The organism is Pseudomonas delhiensis, from assembly GCF_900187975.1.
Classification (GTDB): Bacteria; Pseudomonadota; Gammaproteobacteria; order Pseudomonadales; family Pseudomonadaceae; genus Pseudomonas; species Pseudomonas delhiensis.
On the sequence record NZ_FZPC01000003.1, the window covers coordinates 43,375 to 62,830 of the forward strand.

General features: G+C 69.2%; 15 protein-coding genes. 3 read left to right on the forward strand and 12 right to left on the reverse strand.

The window, feature by feature from the left end; genetic code table 11:
- Positions 1-68 precede the first annotated feature (68 nt).
- From CHC02_RS03280 to CHC02_RS03335, 12 genes are all read right to left on the reverse strand, one after another.
- The gene (locus tag CHC02_RS03280; RefSeq protein WP_425320248.1) at positions 69-2,834 is read right to left on the reverse strand and encodes a hybrid sensor histidine kinase/response regulator; all 2,766 of its coding nucleotides are present in this window, start codon (positions 2,832-2,834) and stop codon (positions 69-71) included.
- A gap of 186 nt (positions 2,835-3,020) precedes the next feature.
- On the reverse strand, positions 3,021-4,310 hold the full coding sequence (purD, locus tag CHC02_RS03285; RefSeq protein ID WP_089390088.1) for a phosphoribosylamine--glycine ligase: 1,290 nt from the start codon (positions 4,308-4,310) through the stop codon (positions 3,021-3,023).
- A 101-nt stretch (positions 4,311-4,411) separates the two neighbouring features.
- Entirely contained in the window at positions 4,412-6,019 is a 1,608-nt protein-coding gene (gene purH / locus CHC02_RS03290) for a bifunctional phosphoribosylaminoimidazolecarboxamide formyltransferase/IMP cyclohydrolase (RefSeq protein WP_089390089.1), read from the reverse strand.
- Between the two features lie 88 nt (positions 6,020-6,107).
- Positions 6,108-6,428, reverse strand: a complete 321-nt coding sequence (gene fis / locus CHC02_RS03295) for a DNA-binding transcriptional regulator Fis (protein WP_009613305.1) — start codon at positions 6,426-6,428, stop codon at positions 6,108-6,110.
- On the reverse strand, positions 6,425-7,423 hold the full coding sequence (dusB, locus tag CHC02_RS03300; protein ID WP_089390090.1) for a tRNA dihydrouridine synthase DusB: 999 nt from the start codon (positions 7,421-7,423) through the stop codon (positions 6,425-6,427). Before dusB ends, fis begins: the two co-directional genes overlap by 4 nt.
- 227 nt (positions 7,424-7,650) lie before the next feature.
- Positions 7,651-9,183 carry a DUF3426 domain-containing protein gene (locus CHC02_RS03305; protein WP_089390091.1) on the reverse strand — a complete coding sequence of 511 codons (1,533 nt, stop codon included), beginning with the start codon at positions 9,181-9,183 and terminating at the stop codon, positions 7,651-7,653.
- A 75-nt stretch (positions 9,184-9,258) separates the two neighbouring features.
- Positions 9,259-10,137 (reverse strand): 50S ribosomal protein L11 methyltransferase, encoded by an 879-nt coding sequence (gene prmA, locus CHC02_RS03310; RefSeq protein ID WP_089390092.1) that lies wholly within the window; start codon positions 10,135-10,137, stop codon positions 9,259-9,261.
- 139 nt (positions 10,138-10,276) lie between these two features.
- Entirely contained in the window at positions 10,277-11,626 is a 1,350-nt protein-coding gene (accC, locus tag CHC02_RS03315; protein ID WP_089390093.1) for an acetyl-CoA carboxylase biotin carboxylase subunit, read from the reverse strand.
- A 17-nt stretch (positions 11,627-11,643) separates the two neighbouring features.
- Entirely contained in the window at positions 11,644-12,114 is a 471-nt protein-coding gene (gene accB / locus CHC02_RS03320) for an acetyl-CoA carboxylase biotin carboxyl carrier protein (protein ID WP_089390094.1), read from the reverse strand.
- Between the two features lie 25 nt (positions 12,115-12,139).
- Positions 12,140-12,583: a type II 3-dehydroquinate dehydratase gene (aroQ, locus tag CHC02_RS03325; RefSeq protein ID WP_009613296.1), complete on the reverse strand. Its 444-nt coding sequence runs from the start codon at positions 12,581-12,583 to the stop codon at positions 12,140-12,142.
- A 141-nt stretch (positions 12,584-12,724) separates the two neighbouring features.
- Positions 12,725-14,581 carry a protein-disulfide reductase DsbD gene (locus tag CHC02_RS03330; RefSeq protein ID WP_089390095.1) on the reverse strand — a complete coding sequence of 619 codons (1,857 nt, stop codon included), beginning with the start codon at positions 14,579-14,581 and terminating at the stop codon, positions 12,725-12,727.
- 456 nt (positions 14,582-15,037) lie between these two features.
- Entirely contained in the window at positions 15,038-16,651 is a 1,614-nt protein-coding gene (locus CHC02_RS03335) for a GGDEF domain-containing protein (RefSeq protein ID WP_089390096.1), read from the reverse strand.
- A 249-nt stretch (positions 16,652-16,900) separates the two neighbouring features.
- Between CHC02_RS03335 and CHC02_RS03340 the strand changes: the two genes are divergently transcribed.
- The 3 genes from CHC02_RS03340 (at position 16,901) to CHC02_RS03350 (ending at position 19,297) form a co-directional block, all read left to right on the forward strand.
- A complete protein-coding gene (locus tag CHC02_RS03340) occupies positions 16,901-17,968 on the forward strand; it encodes a DUF2333 family protein (protein WP_089390097.1) in 1,068 nt (355 codons plus the stop codon).
- Positions 17,968-18,504 (forward strand): NUDIX hydrolase, encoded by a 537-nt coding sequence (locus tag CHC02_RS03345; protein ID WP_089390098.1) that lies wholly within the window; start codon positions 17,968-17,970, stop codon positions 18,502-18,504. Before CHC02_RS03340 ends, CHC02_RS03345 begins: the two co-directional genes overlap by 1 nt.
- A gap of 421 nt (positions 18,505-18,925) precedes the next feature.
- Positions 18,926-19,297 carry a translation initiation factor Sui1 gene (locus CHC02_RS03350; protein ID WP_089390099.1) on the forward strand — a complete coding sequence of 124 codons (372 nt, stop codon included), beginning with the start codon at positions 18,926-18,928 and terminating at the stop codon, positions 19,295-19,297.
- Positions 19,298-19,456: the final 159 nt, after the last annotated feature.

The following is a 19,456-nucleotide window of genomic DNA, read 5'->3' on the forward strand; positions in this document are numbered from 1 at the left end:
GGCCGGGTACGGGAGGTCGATGGCGGATAACGCCGTAGGCGTTATGCGCCCTACGGGGTATTCCGGTGTCAGGACGGCAGCGCCGCGTCGCTCTGCTGGCGCAGGCGGCGTTCGCGTTCGGCTACCCAGTAGGCCACCAGCTCGCGCAGCTGCGACAGTTCCACCGGCTTGGCCATGTGCCCGTCCATGCCCACCAGGCGGGCGCGTTCCTTGTGTTCGCTGAGGATGTGCGCGGTGAGCGCCACCACCGGGGTGTGCGGGCGGTGTTCGCTGGCTTCCCAGGCGCGCAGGCGCTCGGTGGCGGAGAAGCCGTCGAGCACCGGCATCTCGCAGTCCATCAGCACCAGGTCGTACTGGGTGGCCTTCATCGCGGCCAGGGCTTCCTCGCCGTTGCTGGCGGTGTCCGGGTGCAGGTCGAGCTTGCCGAGCATGCCGCGGATGACCTTGGTGGAGATGCTGTTGTCCTCGGCCACCAGCACGCGGAAGTCGCTGGGCGGGCTCAGCGGCGCGGGTTCGCTGGCTGCCGGCAGGTAGTTGGTCACGCCGCTGGGGCCGCGCTGGGCCAGTTCGTCGGCGAGGGTGGCCTTGAGCGTGTAGCCGGCCACCGGCTTGGCCAGGATGCGCTTGATCCCGGCGTTGCGGGCGATGATCTTGCTCGGCGCGTTGCTGATGCCGGTGAGCATGATCAGCAGGATGTCGTGGTTGAGGTTGGGGTCTTCCTGGATCTTGGTCGCCAGCTGCATGCCGGTCATGCCGGGCATGTCCTGGTCCAGCAGGACCACGTCGAAGTACTCGCGCAGGTGCGCCTTGGTGCGCAGCAGGGCCAGGGCCTCCTTGCCGGACGCGACCGCGCTGACGTTCATGCCCCAGGCGCTGCACTGCTGCACCACCACCTTGCGGCAGGTCTGGTTGTCGTCCACCACCAGCAGGCGCGCGCCCTGCAGCGGGCTGTCGAGGTCGGCGGTGGGGTGTTCGAGCATCTGCTGGTCCAGCGGCAGGCTCAGCCACAGGGTGTTGCCGCTGTCGCCGCCGCTGTCCAGGCCGCTCTCGATGCCCAACTGGCCGGACATCAGCTGGATCAGCTGGCGCGCGATCACCAGGCCCAGGCGGCTGCTCAGGCGGGTGGCGGAGAGGAAGTCGCGGCTGTGCAGCTCGGCGGTGAGCAGCGCCTGGCGGTCGTTCGGGTCCAGCGGGCGGCCGCTGTCCTGCACGGCGATGCGCAGGCGCGTCTTGCCCGGCGGGCCGTCGAGGGCCACCACCAGGAGGATCTCGCCTTCCTCGGTCTGCTTGAAGGCGTTGTCCAGCAGGCTCAGCAGCACCTGGCGCAGGCGCGTGGGGTCGCCGCTGATGACCCGCGGCACCTGCGGCTGGGTGAAGCTGATCAGTTCGATCTTCTGCTGCTCGGCGCGCACCCGGAAGATCGCCAGGCAGTCCTCGATCAGCGCGCCGAGGTCGAACTGCACCTCGTCCAGCTCGATCTGCCCGGACTCCAGCTTGGAGATGTCGAGGATCTCGTTGATCAGCGCCAGCAGCTCGTTGCCGGCGCTGTGGATGGTCTGCACGTAGTCGCGCTGCTTGGCCGACAGCGGGGTGCCGAGCAGCAGCTCGGTCATGCCCAGCACGCCGTTCATGGGGGTGCGGATCTCGTGGCTGATCTTGGCCAGGAACTCGCCCTTGGCCTTGAGTTCGGCGCTGCTGGCGGCGCGCTTGCGGCTGGCGTCGAAGCTTTCCTGCTGCAACTGGCGCTGGCGCTCGGCCAGGGCCAGGCTGAGCAGGAAGCCCACCGCCGCGGTCAGCCCGAGCAGGCCGCTGCCCAGCCAGTCGCTGTGCGTCGGCACGTAGCCGAGCAGCGCCGGCAGGCTCAGCAGCCAGGCGCTGACGAACACGCCCATGGCGATGACGAACAGGCGGGCCGGGCGGTAGCCGTGGCGCATGTAGTAGGCGGCGACGAGGAACATGCCCAGGCTGGTGATCGCCACCAGGCCGTAGAGCAGGTCGCTGGTGGGAATCTCCAAGGCCAGGTGCAGCAGCGCGCCGAAGCCCAGCAGGCCGAGGCTGCCCAGCGCCAGCAGGCGGCCCAGCGGCCGACGCGGCGGCTGGCCGTGGAAGAAGCTGGCGGTGTAGCCCAGGGCGCAGGACAGCACCAGCAGCAGGGCCAGCTGGGCGGTCAGCGGCTGCCAGGTCTGGTGCGTGCCGTACCAGGGGCTGAGCAGGCCGAACAGCGTCAGGCAGGCCAGCAGCAGCCCGGCGTGCACGCCGGCCAGCCACAGGCCGCTGCGCACGCGGTTGTAGGCGAAGCGCACCAGGTTGTAGAGCAGCAGCATGCCCAGGCAGCCGAGCAGGATGCCGAACTGCAGAGGGCGCTGCTGGCCGGCGGGGTATTCGGCGCTTTCCAGGCTGATGGTGGGGCGCAGGCTCTGGCTGGAGCTCAGGCGCAGGTAGAGGTCGAGGACTTCCGGGCTGCTGCGCAGCGGCAGCAGGATGTCGCTGTTGAGCAGCGGGCGCTGGCCGGGGTAGAGGTTGCCGGCCTGGCGCTCTTCCAGCAGCTGCGAGCCGTGCAGCAGGTAGAGCTGCAGGCTGTCCAGGCTCGGCGAGAACAGGCGCAGCTGGCGCGGCGCGTCGCTGGCCGGCAGGCGGTAGTGCAGCCAGATGGCGCCGGGGCCGGCGGGGGCGTGCAGGTCTTCGATGTCGAGGGGGCTGAACAGCGGGCGCAGGCGTGCGGAGAGGACGTCCTGCAACTGCAGGCGGCCTTCGCCGTCGTGCAGCTGCGACCAGCCGCCGGCATCCTGCGCCTGGGCGAGGCCGGGGCCTGCGAGCAGGGCGGTCAGCAGCAGGCAGACTAGGAGTCCTGTGGCGTTCCAGAGCCGGCGCACGGCGAATTCCCTTCGGTGGAGAGTGGCCGGATTATAGCCAAGTGCCGACGGGCCCGGAATCCACCCGGGCCCGCGCATGGCCGCCTGCCGACCGCAGGTCGGAAAAGCGGGCGCAAAGGCAGCTCAGGCCCCGCGCCCGCCGGCCGCTCAGCCTTCGCCGCGTTCGCGGGCAATGGCGCGGTAGCCGATGTCCTTGCGGTAGAAGCAGCCGTTCCAGCGGATCTGCTCCGCCAGGCGGTAGGCCTGCTGCTGCGCCGAGGACACGCTCGGGCCGATGGCGGTGGCGCAGAGCACGCGGCCGCCGGCGGTGACCACCTGGCCGTCCTTCAGCGCGGTGCCGGCGTGGAACACCTTGCCGTCGAGCCTGGCGGCTTCGGCCAGGCCCTCGATGACGTCACCCTTGGCGTAGTCGCCCGGGTAGCCGCCGGCGGCCAGCACCACGCCCACGGTGGGGCGCGGGTCCCAGGTGGCTTCGACCTTGTCCAGCGCCCTGGCCAGGGCGGCCTCGACCAGCAGGACCAGGGAGCTTTCCAGGCGCACCATGATCGGCTGCGTCTCGGGGTCGCCGAAGCGGCAGTTGAACTCGATGACCTTGGGCGCGCCGCTCTTGTCGATCATCAGGCCGGCGTAGAGGAAGCCGGTGTAGACGTTGCCTTCCTCGGCCATGCCGCGCACGGTCGGGTAGATCACTTCGTCCATCACCCGCTGGTGCACCTCGGGGGTGACCACCGGGGCCGGGGAGTAGGCGCCCATGCCGCCGGTGTTGGGGCCGCTGTCGCCGTCGCCGACGCGCTTGTGGTCCTGGCTGGTGGCCATGGGCAGCACGTTGTGGCCGTCGACCATGACGATGAAGCTGGCTTCCTCGCCGTCGAGGAACTCCTCGATCACCACGCGCGAACCGGCGTCGCCGAAGGCGTTGCCGGCGAGCATGTCGCGCACGGCTTCCTCGGCCTCGGCCAGGGTCATGGCGACGATCACGCCCTTGCCCGCGGCCAGGCCGTCGGCCTTGATGACGATGGGCGCACCCTGCTCGCGCAGGTAGGCCAGGGCCGGCTCGACTTCGGTGAAGTTGCGGTAGGCGGCGGTGGGGATCCTGTGGCGGGCCAGGAAGTCCTTGGTGAAGGCCTTGGAGCCTTCCAGCTGCGCCGCGCCGGCGGTCGGGCCGAAGATGTCCAGGCCGCGGGAGCGGAACAGGTCGACCACCCCTTTGACCAGCGGCGCCTCGGGGCCGACGATGGTCAGCTGCACGTTCTTCGCGGCGAAGTCGGCCAGTTGCTCCAGGGCCAGCACGTCGATGGCGACGTTCTCGCACTTGGGCTCGGTGGCGGTACCGGCATTGCCCGGCGCGACGAAGACCTTCTCCACCCGCGGGTCCTGGGCGACCTTCCAGGCCAGGGCGTGTTCACGGCCGCCGCTGCCGATGATCAAAACATTCATCAATCTCTCCTTCGGAGAGAGCTGCAAGCTACAAGCTACAAGCCGCAAGCAGAGCGGGGCGCCCTGGCTTGCGGCTTGCGGCTTGCGGCTTGTAGCTCGCTTCAGTGTCTGAAATGGCGCATGCCGGTGAACACCATGGCGATGCCCGCTTCATCAGCGGCGGCGATCACCTCGTTGTCACGCATCGAGCCGCCCGGCTGGATCACCGCGGTGATGCCGGCCTTGGCCGCGTTGTCGATGCCGTCGCGGAACGGGAAGAAGGCGTCCGAGGCCATGACCGCGCCTTTGACTTCCAGGCCGGCGTGCTCGGCCTTGATCGCGGCGATGCGCGCGGAGTTGACGCGGCTCATCTGGCCGGCGCCGACGCCCACGGTCTGGCGGTGCTTGGCGTAGACGATGGCGTTGGACTTGACGAACTTGGCCACTTTCCAGGCGAAGATCAGGTCGTGGATTTCCTGCTCGGTCGGCGCGCGCTGGGTGACGATCTTCAGGTCCGCCTCGGTGATCATGCCGATGTCGCGGCTCTGCACCAGCAGGCCGCCGTTGACGCGCTTGAAGTCCCAGCCCGGGGCGCGCTCGGCCGGCCACTCGCCGCATTCCAGCAGGCGCACGTTGGCCTTGGCGGCGACCACCGCGCGGGCGGCGGCGGAGACTTTCGGGGCGATGATGACTTCGACGAACTGGCGCTCGACGATGGCCTGGGCGGTGTCGCCGTCCAGCTCGCGGTTGAAGGCGATGATGCCGCCGAAGGCCGACTCGGTGTCGGTGGCGTAGGCCAGGTCGTAGGCCTTGCGGATGCCGCCCTCGTCCTCGGGGACCACGGCCACGCCGCACGGGTTGGCGTGCTTGACGATGACGCAGGCCGGCTTGACGAAGCTCTTCACGCATTCCAGCGCGGCGTCGGTGTCGGCCACGTTGTTAAACGACAGTTCCTTGCCCTGCAGCTGCACGGCGGTGGAAACGCTGGCCTCGCCCTTCTTCGCCTCGACGTAGAAGGCCGCGCTCTGGTGCGGGTTCTCGCCGTAGCGCATCTCCTGGGCCTTGATGAACTGGCTGTTGAAGGTGCGCGGGAAGGCGCCGCGGCCTTCGGTGGTGAGGGTGTCGCGGGCCTGGTCGATGGTGCCCAGGTAGTTGGCGATCATGCCGTCGTAGGCGGCGGTGTGCTCGAAGGCCTTCAGGGCCAGGTCGAAGCGCTGGGCGTAGGTCAGGCCGCCGGCTTTCAGGGCCTCGACCACGCCGGCGTAGTCACCGGCGTTGACCACGATGGCGACGTCCTTGTGGTTCTTCGCCGCGCTGCGGACCATGGTCGGGCCGCCGATGTCGATGTTCTCGATGGCGGTCGGCAGGTCGCAGTCGGGCCTGGCCACGGTGGCCTCGAAGGGGTACAGGTTGACCGCCACCAGGTCGATCGGCTTGATGCCGTGCTCGGCCATCACCGCGCCGTCGATGTCGCGACGGCCGAGGATGCCGCCGTGCACCTTCGGGTGCAGGGTCTTGACGCGGCCGTCCATCATTTCCGGGAAGCCGGTGTAGTCGGCCACTTCCACGGCGGCGATGGCGTTGTCCTTGAGCAGCTTGTAGGTGCCGCCGGTGGAGAGGATCTCCACGCCGAGGGCGACCAGCTCGCGGGCGAAATCGACGACGCCGGTCTTGTCGGAGACGCTGATCAGCGCGCGGCGGATGGGCAGGCGGGTGGTTTGGTCGGTCATTACAGGTTCCTAGGGCTGCAGGCTGCAAGCTGCAGGCTTCAGGTCCGGGCGGCTTGCCTGCCGCCGGCGGCCTGTAGCCTGCCGCCGCTTAAAGGAGGTCGTACTGCTTGAGTTTCTTGCGCAGGGTGCCGCGGTTCAGGCCGAGCAGCTCGGAGGCCTTGGTCTGGTTACCCTTCACGTGGTCCATCACGGTTTCCAGCAGCGGTGCTTCCACTTCGCAGAGCACCATGTTGTACACGTCCGTGACCGGCTGCCCATCGAGGTGGGCGAAATAGTTGCGCAGTGCCTTCTCGACGCTGTCGCGCAGGGTATGGCCTTCCTGCGTCGGCGTGTTCAGGTGCTGTTTGAGGTTCGCGTTGTCGCTCACGGGTGTCATTCCACTCACTAAAGTCTCGGTCATCGTTGTCATGCGGCCACCCCTTTTCCGTTGTCGTGGCGCTCGGCGAAGAACTGCCTGACGCTGGCGCTCTGTGCATCCGTGTTCTGCAAACGATTGAACTGGGCGCGGAACTCCGCCGCCCCCGGTAACGTCGCCAGGTACCAGCCCACGTGCTTGCGGGCGATGCGGACACCCAGCTCTTCCCCATAGAAGGCATGCAAGGCGGCGAGGTGCTCCAGCAGGATGCTTTCGACCTCGGCCAGGGACGGCGCCGGCAAGGTCTCGCCGGTGCTCAGGTAGTGCTCGATCTCACGGAATATCCACGGCCGGCCCTGGGCGGCGCGGCCGATCAGCAAGGCGTCGGCGCCGGTGTGCCGGAGCACCTGGCGGGCCTTCTGCGGCGAGGTGATGTCGCCGTTGGCGAACACCGGGATGGACACCGCCTGCTTGATCGCGGCGATGGTTTCGTACTCGGCCTCGCCGGTGTACAGGTCGGCGCGGGTGCGGCCGTGCACCGCCAGGGCCTGGATGCCCGACTGCTCGGCGATGCGCGCGACGTTCAGGCCGTTGCGGTTGTCGCGGTCCCAGCCGGTGCGGATCTTCAGCGTCACCGGCACCTCGACGGCGGCCACCACGGCCTCGAGGATCTCGGCCACCAGCTTCTCGTCGCGCAGCAGCGCGGAGCCGGCGGCCTTGTTGCAGACCTTCTTGGCCGGGCAGCCCATGTTGATGTCGATGATCTGCGCGCCCAGCTCGACGTTGGCGCGGGCGGCCTCGGCGAGCATCTGCGGGTCGCCGCCGGCTATCTGCACCGAACGCGGCTGATCCTCGCCGTCGTGCACCAGGCGCAGGCGCGACTTGCGGCTGTTCCACAGGCGCACGTCGCTGGTGACCATCTCCGAGACCGCCATGCCGGCGCCGAGGCGGCGGCACAGCTGGCGGAACGGGCGATCGGTGACGCCGGCCATGGGAGCCAGGATCAGTCTGTTGGGCAGTGTGTAAGAGCCGATGCGAACCACCGACATCGCTTCCCTGTTATGGGGCGTAATCGCTGAACGCTCCCGCGGGTCGAGGACTCGGGGAGGGTCGGCGAGAGGCCACCGGTGCTTGCAAAAAAGGGAGGGCATGATACCCGCTCTCGATGACCGGATAAAGGCGATTTTGGATAAATTCTGAACAGCCGCCGGCTTATTGCCTGGGGTTGGAAGACGAGCGGAACTGGCGTCGCGCGGGGTTCTGCGCTACGCGGGGGTCACTCCGGGGAATGGAAGCTGAGGCTGTAGTTGACCGCCTTGGGGCCCGGGTCGAGGATGTCCAGCGACACGTGGATGGGCGTCTGCGGCGGCATCTCGCTCTGCCCGGCCAGCTCGCCGCCCAGGTACTCGCTGGGCTTGAAGCTGCGGCTGGCGATCAGCTGGCCGCCCAGGTCGGCGAAGCGCAGCTCCAGCAGCGGGAAGGGCTGCGAGAAGCTGGCGCGGTTGTAGATGATCGCGTCCACCACCAGGGCGCCGCTGAAGTCCGGGTGGCTGCGCACCACCAGGTTGCTGCTGCGGATCTGCTCGACGTCGACCTTCGAGGGCAGGGTGCAGCCCAGTTGCGGGCAGAGTTCGGCGAACCAGGGGCGGTAGGCGTCCTCGCGGGCCAGTTCGTCGAAGTGGTAGGCCACGTACTGCCCGCCCAGGCCGGCCAGGGCCAGGAGGATCAGCAGCAGCCAGAGCAGGCGGCGGCCCCAGCGGCCCTTGGGCTTCTGCCAGTCCAGTTGCAGGGGTTCGTCGCTGAGGTCGTGCAGGGCGGCCTCGCCCAGGCCCGGGTCGGGACGGCGCAGCTCCCTGTCGTCCTCTTCCTCGTCCAGCGGCGCGCCCAGGCGGGGCGTCTCGCGCTGCGCCAGCGGGGGCTCGGCCTCGGGCGCTTGGTCCTGCCCGGCGGCTTCTGCCTCCAGTTCTTCCAGCGGCTCTTCGTCGCGGCGGGCGCTGAAGCTCGGCAGGTCGTCGTCTTCCTCTTCGGCCGCGGCGGCCACGGCTGGCTCGTCGGCCGGCGCCGGCTGCGCCTGGGGCGGCGCGACGGGCGGTTGTTCGGGTTCTGCCTCGATGCGGCCCAGGCTCGGTTCCTGGCGGCCGCCTTCGCCGGCCTGGCGTTCCTCGTCCCGCAGCAGGGCCTCGGCCCAGCGTTCGTCATGCGGGTCGCGCACCACCGGGCGGTTGCCCAGCAGGGCCTCGGCCGGCTTGGGCGCGGACTGCAGCTCGCGGAATTCCTGGGACAGCTCGAATTCGTCGAGCTTGGCCAGCTCTTCGTCGAGATTGAGGCTGTCCAGGTCGAGATCGTCGTGGATCCACAGGGTATCGTCGGCGGGCTTGGCCGCGGCGGGGGCTTCTTCCGCCGGCCTGGCCGCTGCCGGGGCGGGCGGCGCTGCCTGGATGGGGGTGGGCGCAGGGGTTGCGGCCGGGGCCGCCGTGCTGTCGGCGGACGGCCGCGCGCTGTGCGGCGCCAGCGGCCAGCCGAGGGTGGCGACGCCGGGCGCCGGGACGGGGCGCGGGGGCTCGCTCGGCACGGTGGGTGCGACAGGTGCGGCGGGGGCTGCGACCGGTGCCGCAGGCGGCGCCGGCGGCTGCGGCCGGGCGGGCTCGCCCGCGGGCTGCGCGGTGCCGCCCAGCATGTGTTGCGGGGCGTTGAACACCTTGAGGCAGGCGCCGCAGCGCACAGCGCCATTGGCCGCACCCAGCTGCGCCTGGTTGACGCGGAAACTGGTGAGGCAATGCGGGCACTGTGTGATGAAACTGTCGCTCATGCGGCGGTCCGGCGATAAACGGTCGCTTAGTCTAACTCAAGCCTCGGCGTGCGGGCAGTTGGCCGCCACCGCGGTTCAGCGGCGGCGGCCGCTGATGCGTACCCAGCCCTCGCGCTCGGCGGTGGGCTCCAGCTCGAAGGCGTCGGCGTAGGCGGCGCGGACTTCCTCGGCCTGTTCGGCGAGGATGCCCGACAGGGCCAGGCGGCCGCCCGGCTTGACCAGGGAAGTCAGCTGGCCTGCCAGTGAGACCAGGGGACCGGCGAGAATGTTCGCCACCACCACGTCGGCCTGCCCGGCGGGCAGGTCGGCCGGCAGGTAGACGGGGAACAGCGCCGGGTCGATGCCGTTGCGCGTGGCGTTGTCGCGCGAGGCCTCCAGGGCCTGCGGGTCGATGTCGGTGCCCAGCGCCTGCCTGGCGCCCAGCAGCAGCGCGGCGATGGCGAGGATGCCCGAGCCGCAGCCGAAGTCCAGCACGGTGTCGCCGGCCAGCTCCTGGCCGTCCAGCCATTCCAGGCACAGCGCGGTGGTCGGGTGGGTGCCGGTGCCGAAGGCCAGGCCCGGGTCGAGCAGCAGGTTCACCGCGTCCGGCTCCGGGGCCTCGTGCCAGCTGGGCACGATCCACAGGCGGCGGCCGAAGCGCATCGGCTTGAAGTTGTCCATCCAGCTGCGTTCCCAGTCCTGGTCCTCGACCACTTCGACCTGGTGCCGGGGCAGCTCGCCGCCGGTCAGCAGTTGCAGGTGCGCCAGCAGCGCGGCCTCGTCGGTGCCGTCCTCGAACAGGGCGAGCAGGTGGGTGTGGGTCCACAGCGGGGTGGTGCCCAGGTCCGGCTCGAAGATCGGCTGGTCCTCGGCGTCCATGAAGGTCACCGAGACGGCGCCGACTTCCAGCAGCGCGTCCTCGTAGGTGGGCGCCTGCTCCGGGGTGATGGCGAGGCGGACTTGAACCCAGGGCATAGGTTTTCCTTCGGAAAAGGCTTCAAGCTACAAGCTTCAAGCAGCAAGAAAAAACAAGGGAGCGGCCAGGCCGCTCCCTCGGGTTCGCACATGATAGCGCTTGCAGCTTGCAGCTTGCAGCTTGCAGCTTGCAGCTTGCTTAGTGCTTATCCATACCCAGCTTCTTCTCCAGGTAATGGATGTTCACGCCGCCCTTGCAGAATTCCTTGTCGCGGACCAGGTCCTTGTGCAGGTCGATGTTGGTCTTGATGCCGTCGACGATCAGCTCGTCCAGGGCATTGCGCATGCGCGCCATGGCCTCGTCGCGGTCCTTGCCGTAGGTGATCAGCTTGCCGACCAGCGAATCGTAGTTCGGCGGTACGGTGTAGCCGCTGTACAGGTGCGAATCGACGCGCACGCCGTTGCCGCCGGGGGCGTGGAAGTGCTTCACCTTGCCGGGGCTGGGCATGAAGTTGCGCGGGTCCTCGGCGTTGATCCGGCATTCCAGGGCGTGGCCACGGATCACCACGTCCTCCTGGCGTACCGAAAGCTTCTGGCCGGAGGCGATGCGCAGCATCTCCTTGACGATGTCGATGCCGGTGACCATCTCCGACACCGGGTGCTCCACCTGCACGCGGGTGTTCATCTCGATGAAGTAGAAGCGGCCGTTCTCGTAGAGGAACTCGAAGGTGCCGGCGCCGCGGTAGCCGATCTCGATGCAGGCTTGCACGCAGCGGGCCAGGACTTCCTCGCGGGCCTTCTCGTCGATGCCCGGGGCGGGGGCTTCTTCCAGCACCTTCTGGTGGCGGCGCTGCAAGGAGCAGTCGCGGTCGCCCAGGTGGATGGCGTTGCCCTGGCCGTCGGAGAGCACCTGGACTTCCACGTGGCGCGGGTTGGTCAGGAACTTCTCCAGGTAGACCATGGAGTTGCCGAAGGCGGCGCCGGCCTCGGTGCGGGTCAGCTTGGCCGACTTGATCAGCTCTTCCTCGTGGTGCACCACGCGCATGCCGCGCCCGCCACCGCCACCGGCGGCCTTGATGATCACCGGGTAGCCCACTTCGCGGGCGATGGCCAGGGCGGTTTCCTCGTCCTCCGGCAGCGGGCCGTCGGAGCCGGGCACGGTGGGTACGCCGGCCTTCTTCATGGCGTCCTTGGCCGAGACCTTGTCGCCCATCAGGCGGATCACCTCGGCGCTGGGGCCGATGAAGGTGAAGCCGGAGCGTTCGACCTGCTCGGCGAAGTCGGCGTTCTCGGCGAGGAAGCCGTAGCCCGGGTGGATGCCGTTGGCACCGGTGACTTCGGCGGCGGCGATGATCGCCGGGATGTGCAGGTAGGACTGGCCGGCCGGGGCCGGGCCGATGCACACGGCCTCGTCGGCCAGCGACAGGTGCATCAGCTCGCGGTCGGCGGTGGAGTGCACCGCCACCGTCCTGATGCCCAGCTCCTTGCAGGCGCGCAGGATGCGCAGGGCGATTTCGCCGCGGTTGGCGATCAGTACTTTTTCCAACATCGCAGGTTCCCCGCGGCTTAGACGATGGTGAACAGCGGCTGGTCGAACTCGACCGGCTGGCCGTTCTCGACCAGGATCTGGCCGATGGTGCCGCTGGCTTCCGCCTCGATGTGGTTCATCATCTTCATGGCTTCGACGATGCAGAGGATGTCGCCTTTCTTCACGGCCTGGCCGACTTCGACGAAGGAGGCGGCGGTGGGCGACGGCGAGCGGTAGAAGGTGCCGACCATCGGCGAGCGGACCACGTGGCCGTTCAGCTGGGCGGCGGCCGGCGCGGCTTCGGCGGCCGGGGCGGCGGCAGCGGCGACCGGTGCGGGCGCTGCGGCCGGGGCCGGGGCGTAGGCCGGGGCGGCGGCATAGATCGGCTGGGCGGCGGTCTTGCTGTGGCGGCTGATGCGTACCGATTCTTCGCCTTCGCGGATTTCCAGCTCGTCGATGCCGGATTCTTCGAGCAGTTCGATCAGTTTCTTGACTTTACGGATGTCCATTGGCGTTCGCACTCCCAGGTGATGGTCACGGGCGTTCAAGTTGTTCGAGGGCGGACTCCAGGGCCAGGCGATAGCCTGTGGCGCCCAGGCCGCAGATCACCCCTACCGCCACGTCGGAGAAGTAGGAGTGATGCCGGAAAGGTTCACGTTTGTGCACGTTGGACAGGTGCACTTCGATGAATGGGATGCTCACCGCGAGCAACGCGTCACGTAGAGCGACACTCGTATGCGTGAAAGCCGCCGGATTGATGAGGATGAAGTCCACGCCTTCGCCGCGGGCGGCATGGATGCGCTCGATCAGTTCGTACTCGGCGTTGCTCTGCAGGTACATCAGGTGATGGCCGGCCTCGCGGGCGCGGCGCTCCAGGTCCTGGTTGATCTGCTCGAGGGTGACCGAGCCGTAGACGCCGGGTTCGCGGGTGCCGAGCAGGTTCAGGTTGGGCCCGTGCAGGACCAGTAGGGTGGCCATCGGCTTGTTGTTCTCTCGTCGCGCGGATTGGAAATTGGCCGGGACTATGCCGGAAACCGGTCGTGACTGTCCAGTCATGCCGGTTTTGCAGTAGATGTCGGCATGTTGCCTGATGATTGCTGCAGAAATGTGAGGCGCGCTCTAGCGCGCGCCCGCCTGCCGCAGGTGGGCGGCCAGGGTAGCCGCGTTGGTCTCGCCGACGATGCGCAGGTCGCTGTGTTCCTGGCCGTTCGCGGCGAACAGCAGCAGCGCCGGCGGGCCGAACAGGTTGTAGCGGTCGAGCAGGGCGCGCTGCTCGGCGGTGCTCTCGGTCATGTCGAAGCGCAGCAGCCGGTAGCCGGCCAGTTGCGCCTGGACGTCGGCGTCCGGCAGCACCTGGCGCTCGATGATCTTGCAGCTGATGCACCAGTCGGCGTACCAGTCCAGCAGCACCGGGCGGCCGCTGGCGCTGGCCTCGGCCAGGGCGGCGTCGAGCTGCGCCGGGGTGGTCAGGTTCTGCCACTGGCCGGGCGTCGAGCTGGGCGGCCCGGCGTGGCTGGAGGGTTCGGAGCGGCCCAGCGGGTGCAGCGGGTCGGATTCGCCGCGCAGGGCGCCGGCCCAGGCGGCCAGGGCGTAGACCAGGAACATCAGGCCCAGCAGCTGGGCGCCGCGTTGCAGCGGCGTCTTGCGCACCAGCTCCAGGGTGCCCAGGGCGATGGCCACGCCGCCGGCCAGGGCGCCCCACAGGGCCAGGCTCACCGGGCCGGAGAGCACCCGTTCCAGCAGCCAGATGGCCACCGCCAGCAGCAGCACGCCGAAGAAGTTGCGCACGCCGGTCATCCAGGCCCCGGATTTCGGCAGCACCGCGCCGCCGCCGGCGCCGAAGATCACCAGCGGGGTGCCCATGCCCAGGCCCAGGGCGAACAGCAGCAGGCCGCCGCCCAGGGCGTCGCCGGTGCTGCCGATGTACAGCAGCAGGCCGGCCAGGGGCGCCGAGACGCAGGGCGAGACCAGCAGGCTGGAAAGCACGCCCAGGGTGGCCGCGCCGGCGATGGAACCGCCGCGGGTGTCGGCCGCCATGCGGTCCAGGCGCTCGCGCAGGAAGCCCGGCAGGCGCAGTTCGAAGATGCCGAACATGGCGATGGCGAAGGCCACGAAGAAGGCCGCGAAGGGCACCAGCACCCAGGGCGATTGCAGCATCGCCTGCAGGTTGAGCTTGGCGCCGAACAGCCCCATGAGCGCGCCGAGCACGGCGTAGCACACCGCCATCGGCAGCACGTAGGCCAGCGACAGGGTGAAGCCGCGCATGCCGCCCGGGCGCCCGCGCAGCACCACCCCGGAGAGGATCGGCAGCATCGGCAGCACGCAGGGGGTGAAGGTCAGCGTCAGGCCGGCGAGGAAGGCGATCAGCAGGCCGCGGTCGAGCTTCTTGATCTTGCCGCTGCCTTCGCCCTTGAGCAGCGCCAGCAGGTCGTCGACCACCGCCGGCTCGCCGGAATCCACGGCGGCCCCGGCCGCGGCGGCGGGCTTGGCGCCGAGGCTGGCCTCGCCGCTGGCGGAGACCTGCACCTGGACGGTCTCCGGGGCGTAGCACAGGCCCTTGTCGGCGCAGCCCTGGTAGGTGACGGTGAGGCGGTAGGGCAGCTTCCGCGGGTTGTCCACCGGCACCTTGATGTCGGTGATGGCGTAGTAGACCTGGGAGTCGCCGAAGTAGTCGTCGTGGTGGGCCTTGCCCGGCGGCAGCTGCACCTCGCCGAGGCCGACCTCGGCCGGCTCGACCTGGAACTTCATGCGGTGGCGGTAGAGGTAGTAGCCCTCGGCGTTGACGAAGCGCAGCAGCACCTGCTGGGCGTCGCTGTCCTCGATGCTCAGGCGGAAGGCCTCGGCCACCGGGAGGAACTTGCCCTCGGCCGGCGCCGCGGTACTGAAACCGGGGGCGGCGGGGGCCGGTTTGTCGAACAGGCCGGCCGTGGCGGGCAGGGCGACCAGGAACAGGAGCAGGGTCAGCAGGCGGCGCATGGAACTCTCGCGGGCTTTCTGGGTGGCGGCATGATAGCCGAATGCGCCCGGCCCCTGGCCACCCCGGCGGGGCCGGCTGTGACAAGACGTGAGCGACCGCACTGCGACCGGCGCGCGCCGCCGGGGTTCCCGGGCCTGCGGCAATCGGGCGCGCAAGTGCTTGCCGGCTGCGTCGAAATGCTCTTCGTAGGAGCGAGCTTGCTCGCTCCTACTAAAAGCCGTGCGTGTGGGCCAGTGGGGGGCGGAGTCGCGATGGGTATCGCTTCGCTCAACCCATCCCACGGGGCGTCGTGGTTGAGTCTGGCGCGCTCTTCAAGGGCGCTTCGTGCCCATCACCGAGCGGGGCATGGCTAAGGTCAAGCGGCGGATAACCGCGAACGGTTATGCGCCCTACGCCGAGCCCACCCCCAGCGTAGGGCGGATAACGCCTACGGCGTTATCCGCCGATCCGCGGGATCAGGCGAACACCTCGACGCGGTTGCGTCCGCCGTGCTTGGCGCGGTACAGCGCCTCGTCGGCGCGCCGGGCCAGGACGGTGACGTCCTCGTCCTGGCCCAGCTGGGCGATGCCGCAGCTGAAGGTGCAGGCCAGGTCGGCGGGCTTGGCCGGGTAGCGGATTTCGGCGAAGCGCTGGCGGATTTCCTCCAGCACCTTGTGCGCCGCCGTGCTGTCGGTGTCCGGCAGCACCACGGCGAATTCCTCGCCGCCGTAGCGGCCGATGTGGTCGGTCTTGCGCAGGCGCTGCTTGAGGAACAGCGCCAGGCTCTTGATCACCCGGTCGCCCATGGGGTGGCCGTAGCTGTCGTTGACCTTCTTGAAGTGGTCGATGTCGAGCATGGCGAAGGTCAGCGGGCGGCCCTCGCGGCGCGCGCGGTAGCTGGCGTCTTCCAGCAGCTGCAGGGTATGGGTGTGGTTGTACAGCCCGGTGAGGCTGTCGCGCACCATGCGCGCCTTGAGGCTGCGCGCCCGCGCCGCGCGGTTGCGCACGGTGGCGATCAGGTGGCGCGGCTTGATCGGCTTGGTGAGGAAGTCGTCGCCGCCCTCGCTCATGGCGTCCAGCTGCTTGTCCAGGTCGTCCTCGGCCGACAGGTAGATGATCGGCACGCTGACGTGGCGCTCGTGCTGGCGGATCACCTTGGCCAGCTCGGTGCCCAGGCATTCGGGCATGTACATGTCGAGGATGATCAGGTCGGGCTGGAACTCGGCCAGCTCGGCCATCACCGACAGCGGCGCGGTGAGCGCGCGGGTGACGACGCCGGCGCCGTTGAGGACCATCTCGGTGTGCGCCGCCTGGGCCCGCGAGTCGTCGACGATGAGCACGCGGAAGGGGTCGTAGTGGGCGACGCGGGTGAGCAGCTCGATCTTCTCCAGCACCCCGGAGGCGTCCAGGGTGCCGCTGAAGAACTCCTGGCCGCCGGCGCGGGCCGCGGCCAGGCGCGTCGGGGTGTCGGTTTCCTCGTGGCTGAAGAACAGCACCGGCAGCTTGTGCGCCAGGCCCGCCTGCACCTCCTCGGCCAGGGCCAGGCCGTGGCCCGCGCCGGCGAAGTCGACCTCCATCAGCAGCGCCGCCGGATGGCGCTCGGCCATGGCCGCGCGGAAGGCCGCGGCGTTCTCGCACAGCTGCGCGTGGACGCCGAAGAACTCCAGCTGCTGGGCCAGGCGCTCGGCGCGCTCGGCGTCCTGCAGGGCCAGGTAGACCGGCTTGCGCAGCGGCGGTAGCTGGGTGTGCTCGAGCTGGTCGCCATGCCGCAGGCCGGTGCGCGACAGGCGCAGCATCAGCTGGGCGAACTCGTTGATCAGCTCGCTGGACAGGCGCCCGCGGTTTTCCGCCACGGCGTCCAGCCCGGCGCCGATGGCGGCGGCCAGCTGGGCGTGCTCGGCCTGCTCGAAGCGTTCGGCGTAGCGCTGCAGGCGCAGGGCGGCCTCGCGCAGGTCGAGCATGCCGCTGGCGGTCCATTCCGAGCGGCTCAGCTGCTGCCAGATCTCCAGCACGTGCCGGGCCTGGTGGATCACCCGCTGGGCGAAATGGTGTTTCAAGCGATCACGGGTCGGATCGTCGTGCTCGGTCATGGCGCGCTTCTTGTGGGGGCTGACGCGGTGGCGAGAGTCGCCGGAGCGGTGATGGCATCATGCTACCATTTGCCGCTGGCAATTCCAGTGATGCCAGTCAAGGATCGCCACGCGTGCCATGCAGAGGGTAGGCTGCCCTTAGGGCGCCGACTGCGGCATGCTAGTGCGCCTGGATCGCGGCATCGTCCGGCACCTGTGGCGAGGCTGGCGGTCCAACCTCTTTCCGTTAGTCGAACCAAGGACTTTGCCATGTGGAACTGGAAGAATCGCGGCGGCTCGGTGCGCGAGCGCGTCGACGACAGGGTTGACGATGTGCGCGCCTACTTCGGCGGGCCCTGGCTGGCGCGCGTGGTGGGCGGGCTGCTGGGCGCCTACCTGGTGGTCGCCGGCCTGGTCGGCTGGTACTGGAGCCGCGAGCCGGACCTGTTCCCCGTGCAGCAACACGCCCAGCAGGCCGCCGAGCGCGCCGGGCGGCAGATGGTGGTGGGCTACACCACCGTGGAAACCCTCAAGGAAGTGGTCGGCACCGTGCTGAACAAGCCGGGCGGCTACCTGTCCAACGACATCTTCCCGCCGGGCCTGTGGCTGGACAACATGCCCAGCTGGGAATACGGCGTGCTGGTGCAGACCCGCGACCTGTCCCGCGCCCTGCGCAAGGACTTCGCCCGCTCGCAGTCGCAGTCCACCGAGGACGCCGACCTGGCCCGCGCCGAGCCGCGCTTCAACTTCGACAATAAAAGCTGGGCGCTGCCGTCCTCCGAGTCGGAGTACGCCGAGGGCATCAAGTCCCTGGACCGCTACCTGGCGCGGCTTTCCGCCGAGCAGCCGAGCGCGCAGTTCTACGCCCGCGCCGACAGCCTGAACAACTGGCTGGGCGACGTCTCCACCCGCCTGGGCTCGATGTCCCAGCGGCTCTCGGCCAGCGTCGGCCGGGTCAAGCTCAACACCAACATCAATGCCGCCGCGCCGCTGGCCCCCGGGCAGGCGCCGCAGGTCGACGAGGAACTGCAGGAAACCCCCTGGCTGCAGATCGACAACGTGTTCTACGAGGCCCGCGGCCAGGCCTGGGCGCTGTCGCACATCCTGCGCGCCATCGAGGTCGACTTCGCCGACGTGCTGGCGAAGAAGAACGCCACCGTCAGCGTGCGGCAGATCATCCGCGAGCTGGAGGCCACCCAGGAACCGTTGTGGAGCCCGATGGTGCTCAACGGCGGCGGCTTCGGCGTGCTGGCCAACCACTCGCTGGTGATGGCCAACTACATCTCCCGGGCCAACGCCGCGATCATCGATCTGCGGCAGCTGCTGGCGCAGGGCTGATGGACCTCGTCAGCGCCGCCGAGGCCGCCCACCGGCTGGCCTCGGACCGGGAACTGATCGCCTGGGTGGACGAGCGCGACCAGTTGCTGGGCGAGCTGCCGCGCGCCCAGCTGCGCGAGCGCGGGCTGATCGGCCGCGGCACCTTCATCCTGCTGTTCGGCGGCGCCGGGCAGCTCTGCGTGCACCGCCGCAGCCTGAGCAAGGCGGTGTACCCGGGCTACTGGGACGCCGCCGCCGGCGGCATGGTCCAGGCCGGCGAGAGCTACGCCCTGTCGGCCCGCCGCGAGCTGGAGGAAGAGCTGGGCGTGGCCGGCGTGGAACTGCGCGAGCACGGCACCTTCTTCTTCGACGAGCCGGGCAACCGGTTGTGGTGCGCGGTGTTCTCCGCCACCTGGGACGGGCCGCTGAAGCTGCAGCCGGAAGAGGTGCTGGAGGCGCGGTTCGTCGAGCCGGGGGTGGCTTTGGAGGAGGCTGGCGCCGGGGCTTTGTACTGTCCGGACTCTTTGCAGGCTTTGAGGCTTTATTTGGCTTCTTGAGCGGCAGGCGGAAAGCGGAAAGCTGAAGAGCCCCTCACCCTGACCCTCTCCCGCAAGCGGGAGAGGGGACTGTCTTGAGTGGGCGTGTGGTTTGTGCCTCTGCTTGCCGATGCCTGTGCATCCACTCCGTGATAGCCGTCGTGCTCGGTGTTTCCGGCGCGGACTCCCTCTCCCGCTTGCGGGAGAGGGCCGGGGAGAGGGTGCTTTTTGAGGGGGCCATGGGGGCATGTCGCCAATCCGCCGATCAATGACGCATTTCCACCCTTAGCATTTGCCTCCAATGCTGGTAAATTGCGCGACCTTTCCGCCCGGGTCCTCCGGCGGGAATGCGCAGCCCCTGCCTGAGTGGGGCGTCGCGGTCGGCGCCAGCCGATCATTCGTTGACCTGGCCCCTAGAGGCCAATCCTGGGGAAAACGCCCGGTGGTCAAGAAAGCATCCTCCCTGTCCGCCCTCGGCGGGCTCGTCTACTCCACCGATGCGGGCCGGCATTGCCCGGACTGCAAGCAGCCCATTGGCGCCTGCACCTGCAAGCAGTCCGTGGTCCCGGCCGGCGATGGCATCGCCCGCGTGCGCCGCGAGACCAAGGGCCGCGGCGGCAAGACCGTGACCACGGTCAGCGGCGTGCCCCTGGCCGAAGACGCCCTCAAGGAACTGGCCAGCGCGCTGAAGAAGCGTTGCGGCACCGGCGGCGCGCTGAAGGACGGCGTCATCGAGATCCAGGGCGACCACGTCGAGCTGCTCCTCGAAGAGTTGGCCAAGCGCGGCTTCAAGGCTAAGAAATCCGGCGGCTGATTCGTCTCTCCCCTGCAGGGAACGGGTTAGGCAGCGGCGCAGTGCGCCGGCATGCCGGCCAGCCCGTTCCCTAGATGGGAGATGCGCCGCGCTCGCGAGTTCGCCACGCTTTCCTAAACTACCGCCAGAGATGGCGGTCAACACGGCAACGTCATACCC

Bases quoted from the DNA above. Each gene is read 5' to 3' on its own strand.
- purD (WP_089390088.1), bottom strand. From the start codon at position 4,310: ATGAATGTTTTGATCATCGGCAGCGGCGGCCGTGAACACGCCCTGGCC.
- purH (WP_089390089.1), bottom strand. From the start codon at position 6,019: ATGACCGACCAAACCACCCGCCTGCCCATCCGCCGCGCGCTGATCAGC.
- fis (WP_009613305.1), bottom strand. From the start codon at position 6,428: ATGACAACGATGACCGAGACTTTAGTGAGTGGAATGACACCCGTGAGC.
- dusB (WP_089390090.1), bottom strand. From the start codon at position 7,423: ATGTCGGTGGTTCGCATCGGCTCTTACACACTGCCCAACAGACTGATC.
- CHC02_RS03305 (WP_089390091.1), bottom strand. From the start codon at position 9,183: ATGAGCGACAGTTTCATCACACAGTGCCCGCATTGCCTCACCAGTTTC.
- prmA (WP_089390092.1), bottom strand. From the start codon at position 10,137: ATGCCCTGGGTTCAAGTCCGCCTCGCCATCACCCCGGAGCAGGCGCCC.
- accC (WP_089390093.1), bottom strand. From the start codon at position 11,626: ATGTTGGAAAAAGTACTGATCGCCAACCGCGGCGAAATCGCCCTGCGC.
- accB (WP_089390094.1), bottom strand. From the start codon at position 12,114: ATGGACATCCGTAAAGTCAAGAAACTGATCGAACTGCTCGAAGAATCC.
- aroQ (WP_009613296.1), bottom strand. From the start codon at position 12,583: ATGGCCACCCTACTGGTCCTGCACGGGCCCAACCTGAACCTGCTCGGC.
- CHC02_RS03330 (WP_089390095.1), bottom strand. From the start codon at position 14,581: ATGCGCCGCCTGCTGACCCTGCTCCTGTTCCTGGTCGCCCTGCCCGCC.
- CHC02_RS03335 (WP_089390096.1), bottom strand. From the start codon at position 16,651: ATGACCGAGCACGACGATCCGACCCGTGATCGCTTGAAACACCATTTC.
- CHC02_RS03340 (WP_089390097.1), top strand. From the start codon at position 16,901: ATGTGGAACTGGAAGAATCGCGGCGGCTCGGTGCGCGAGCGCGTCGAC.
- CHC02_RS03345 (WP_089390098.1), top strand. From the start codon at position 17,968: ATGGACCTCGTCAGCGCCGCCGAGGCCGCCCACCGGCTGGCCTCGGAC.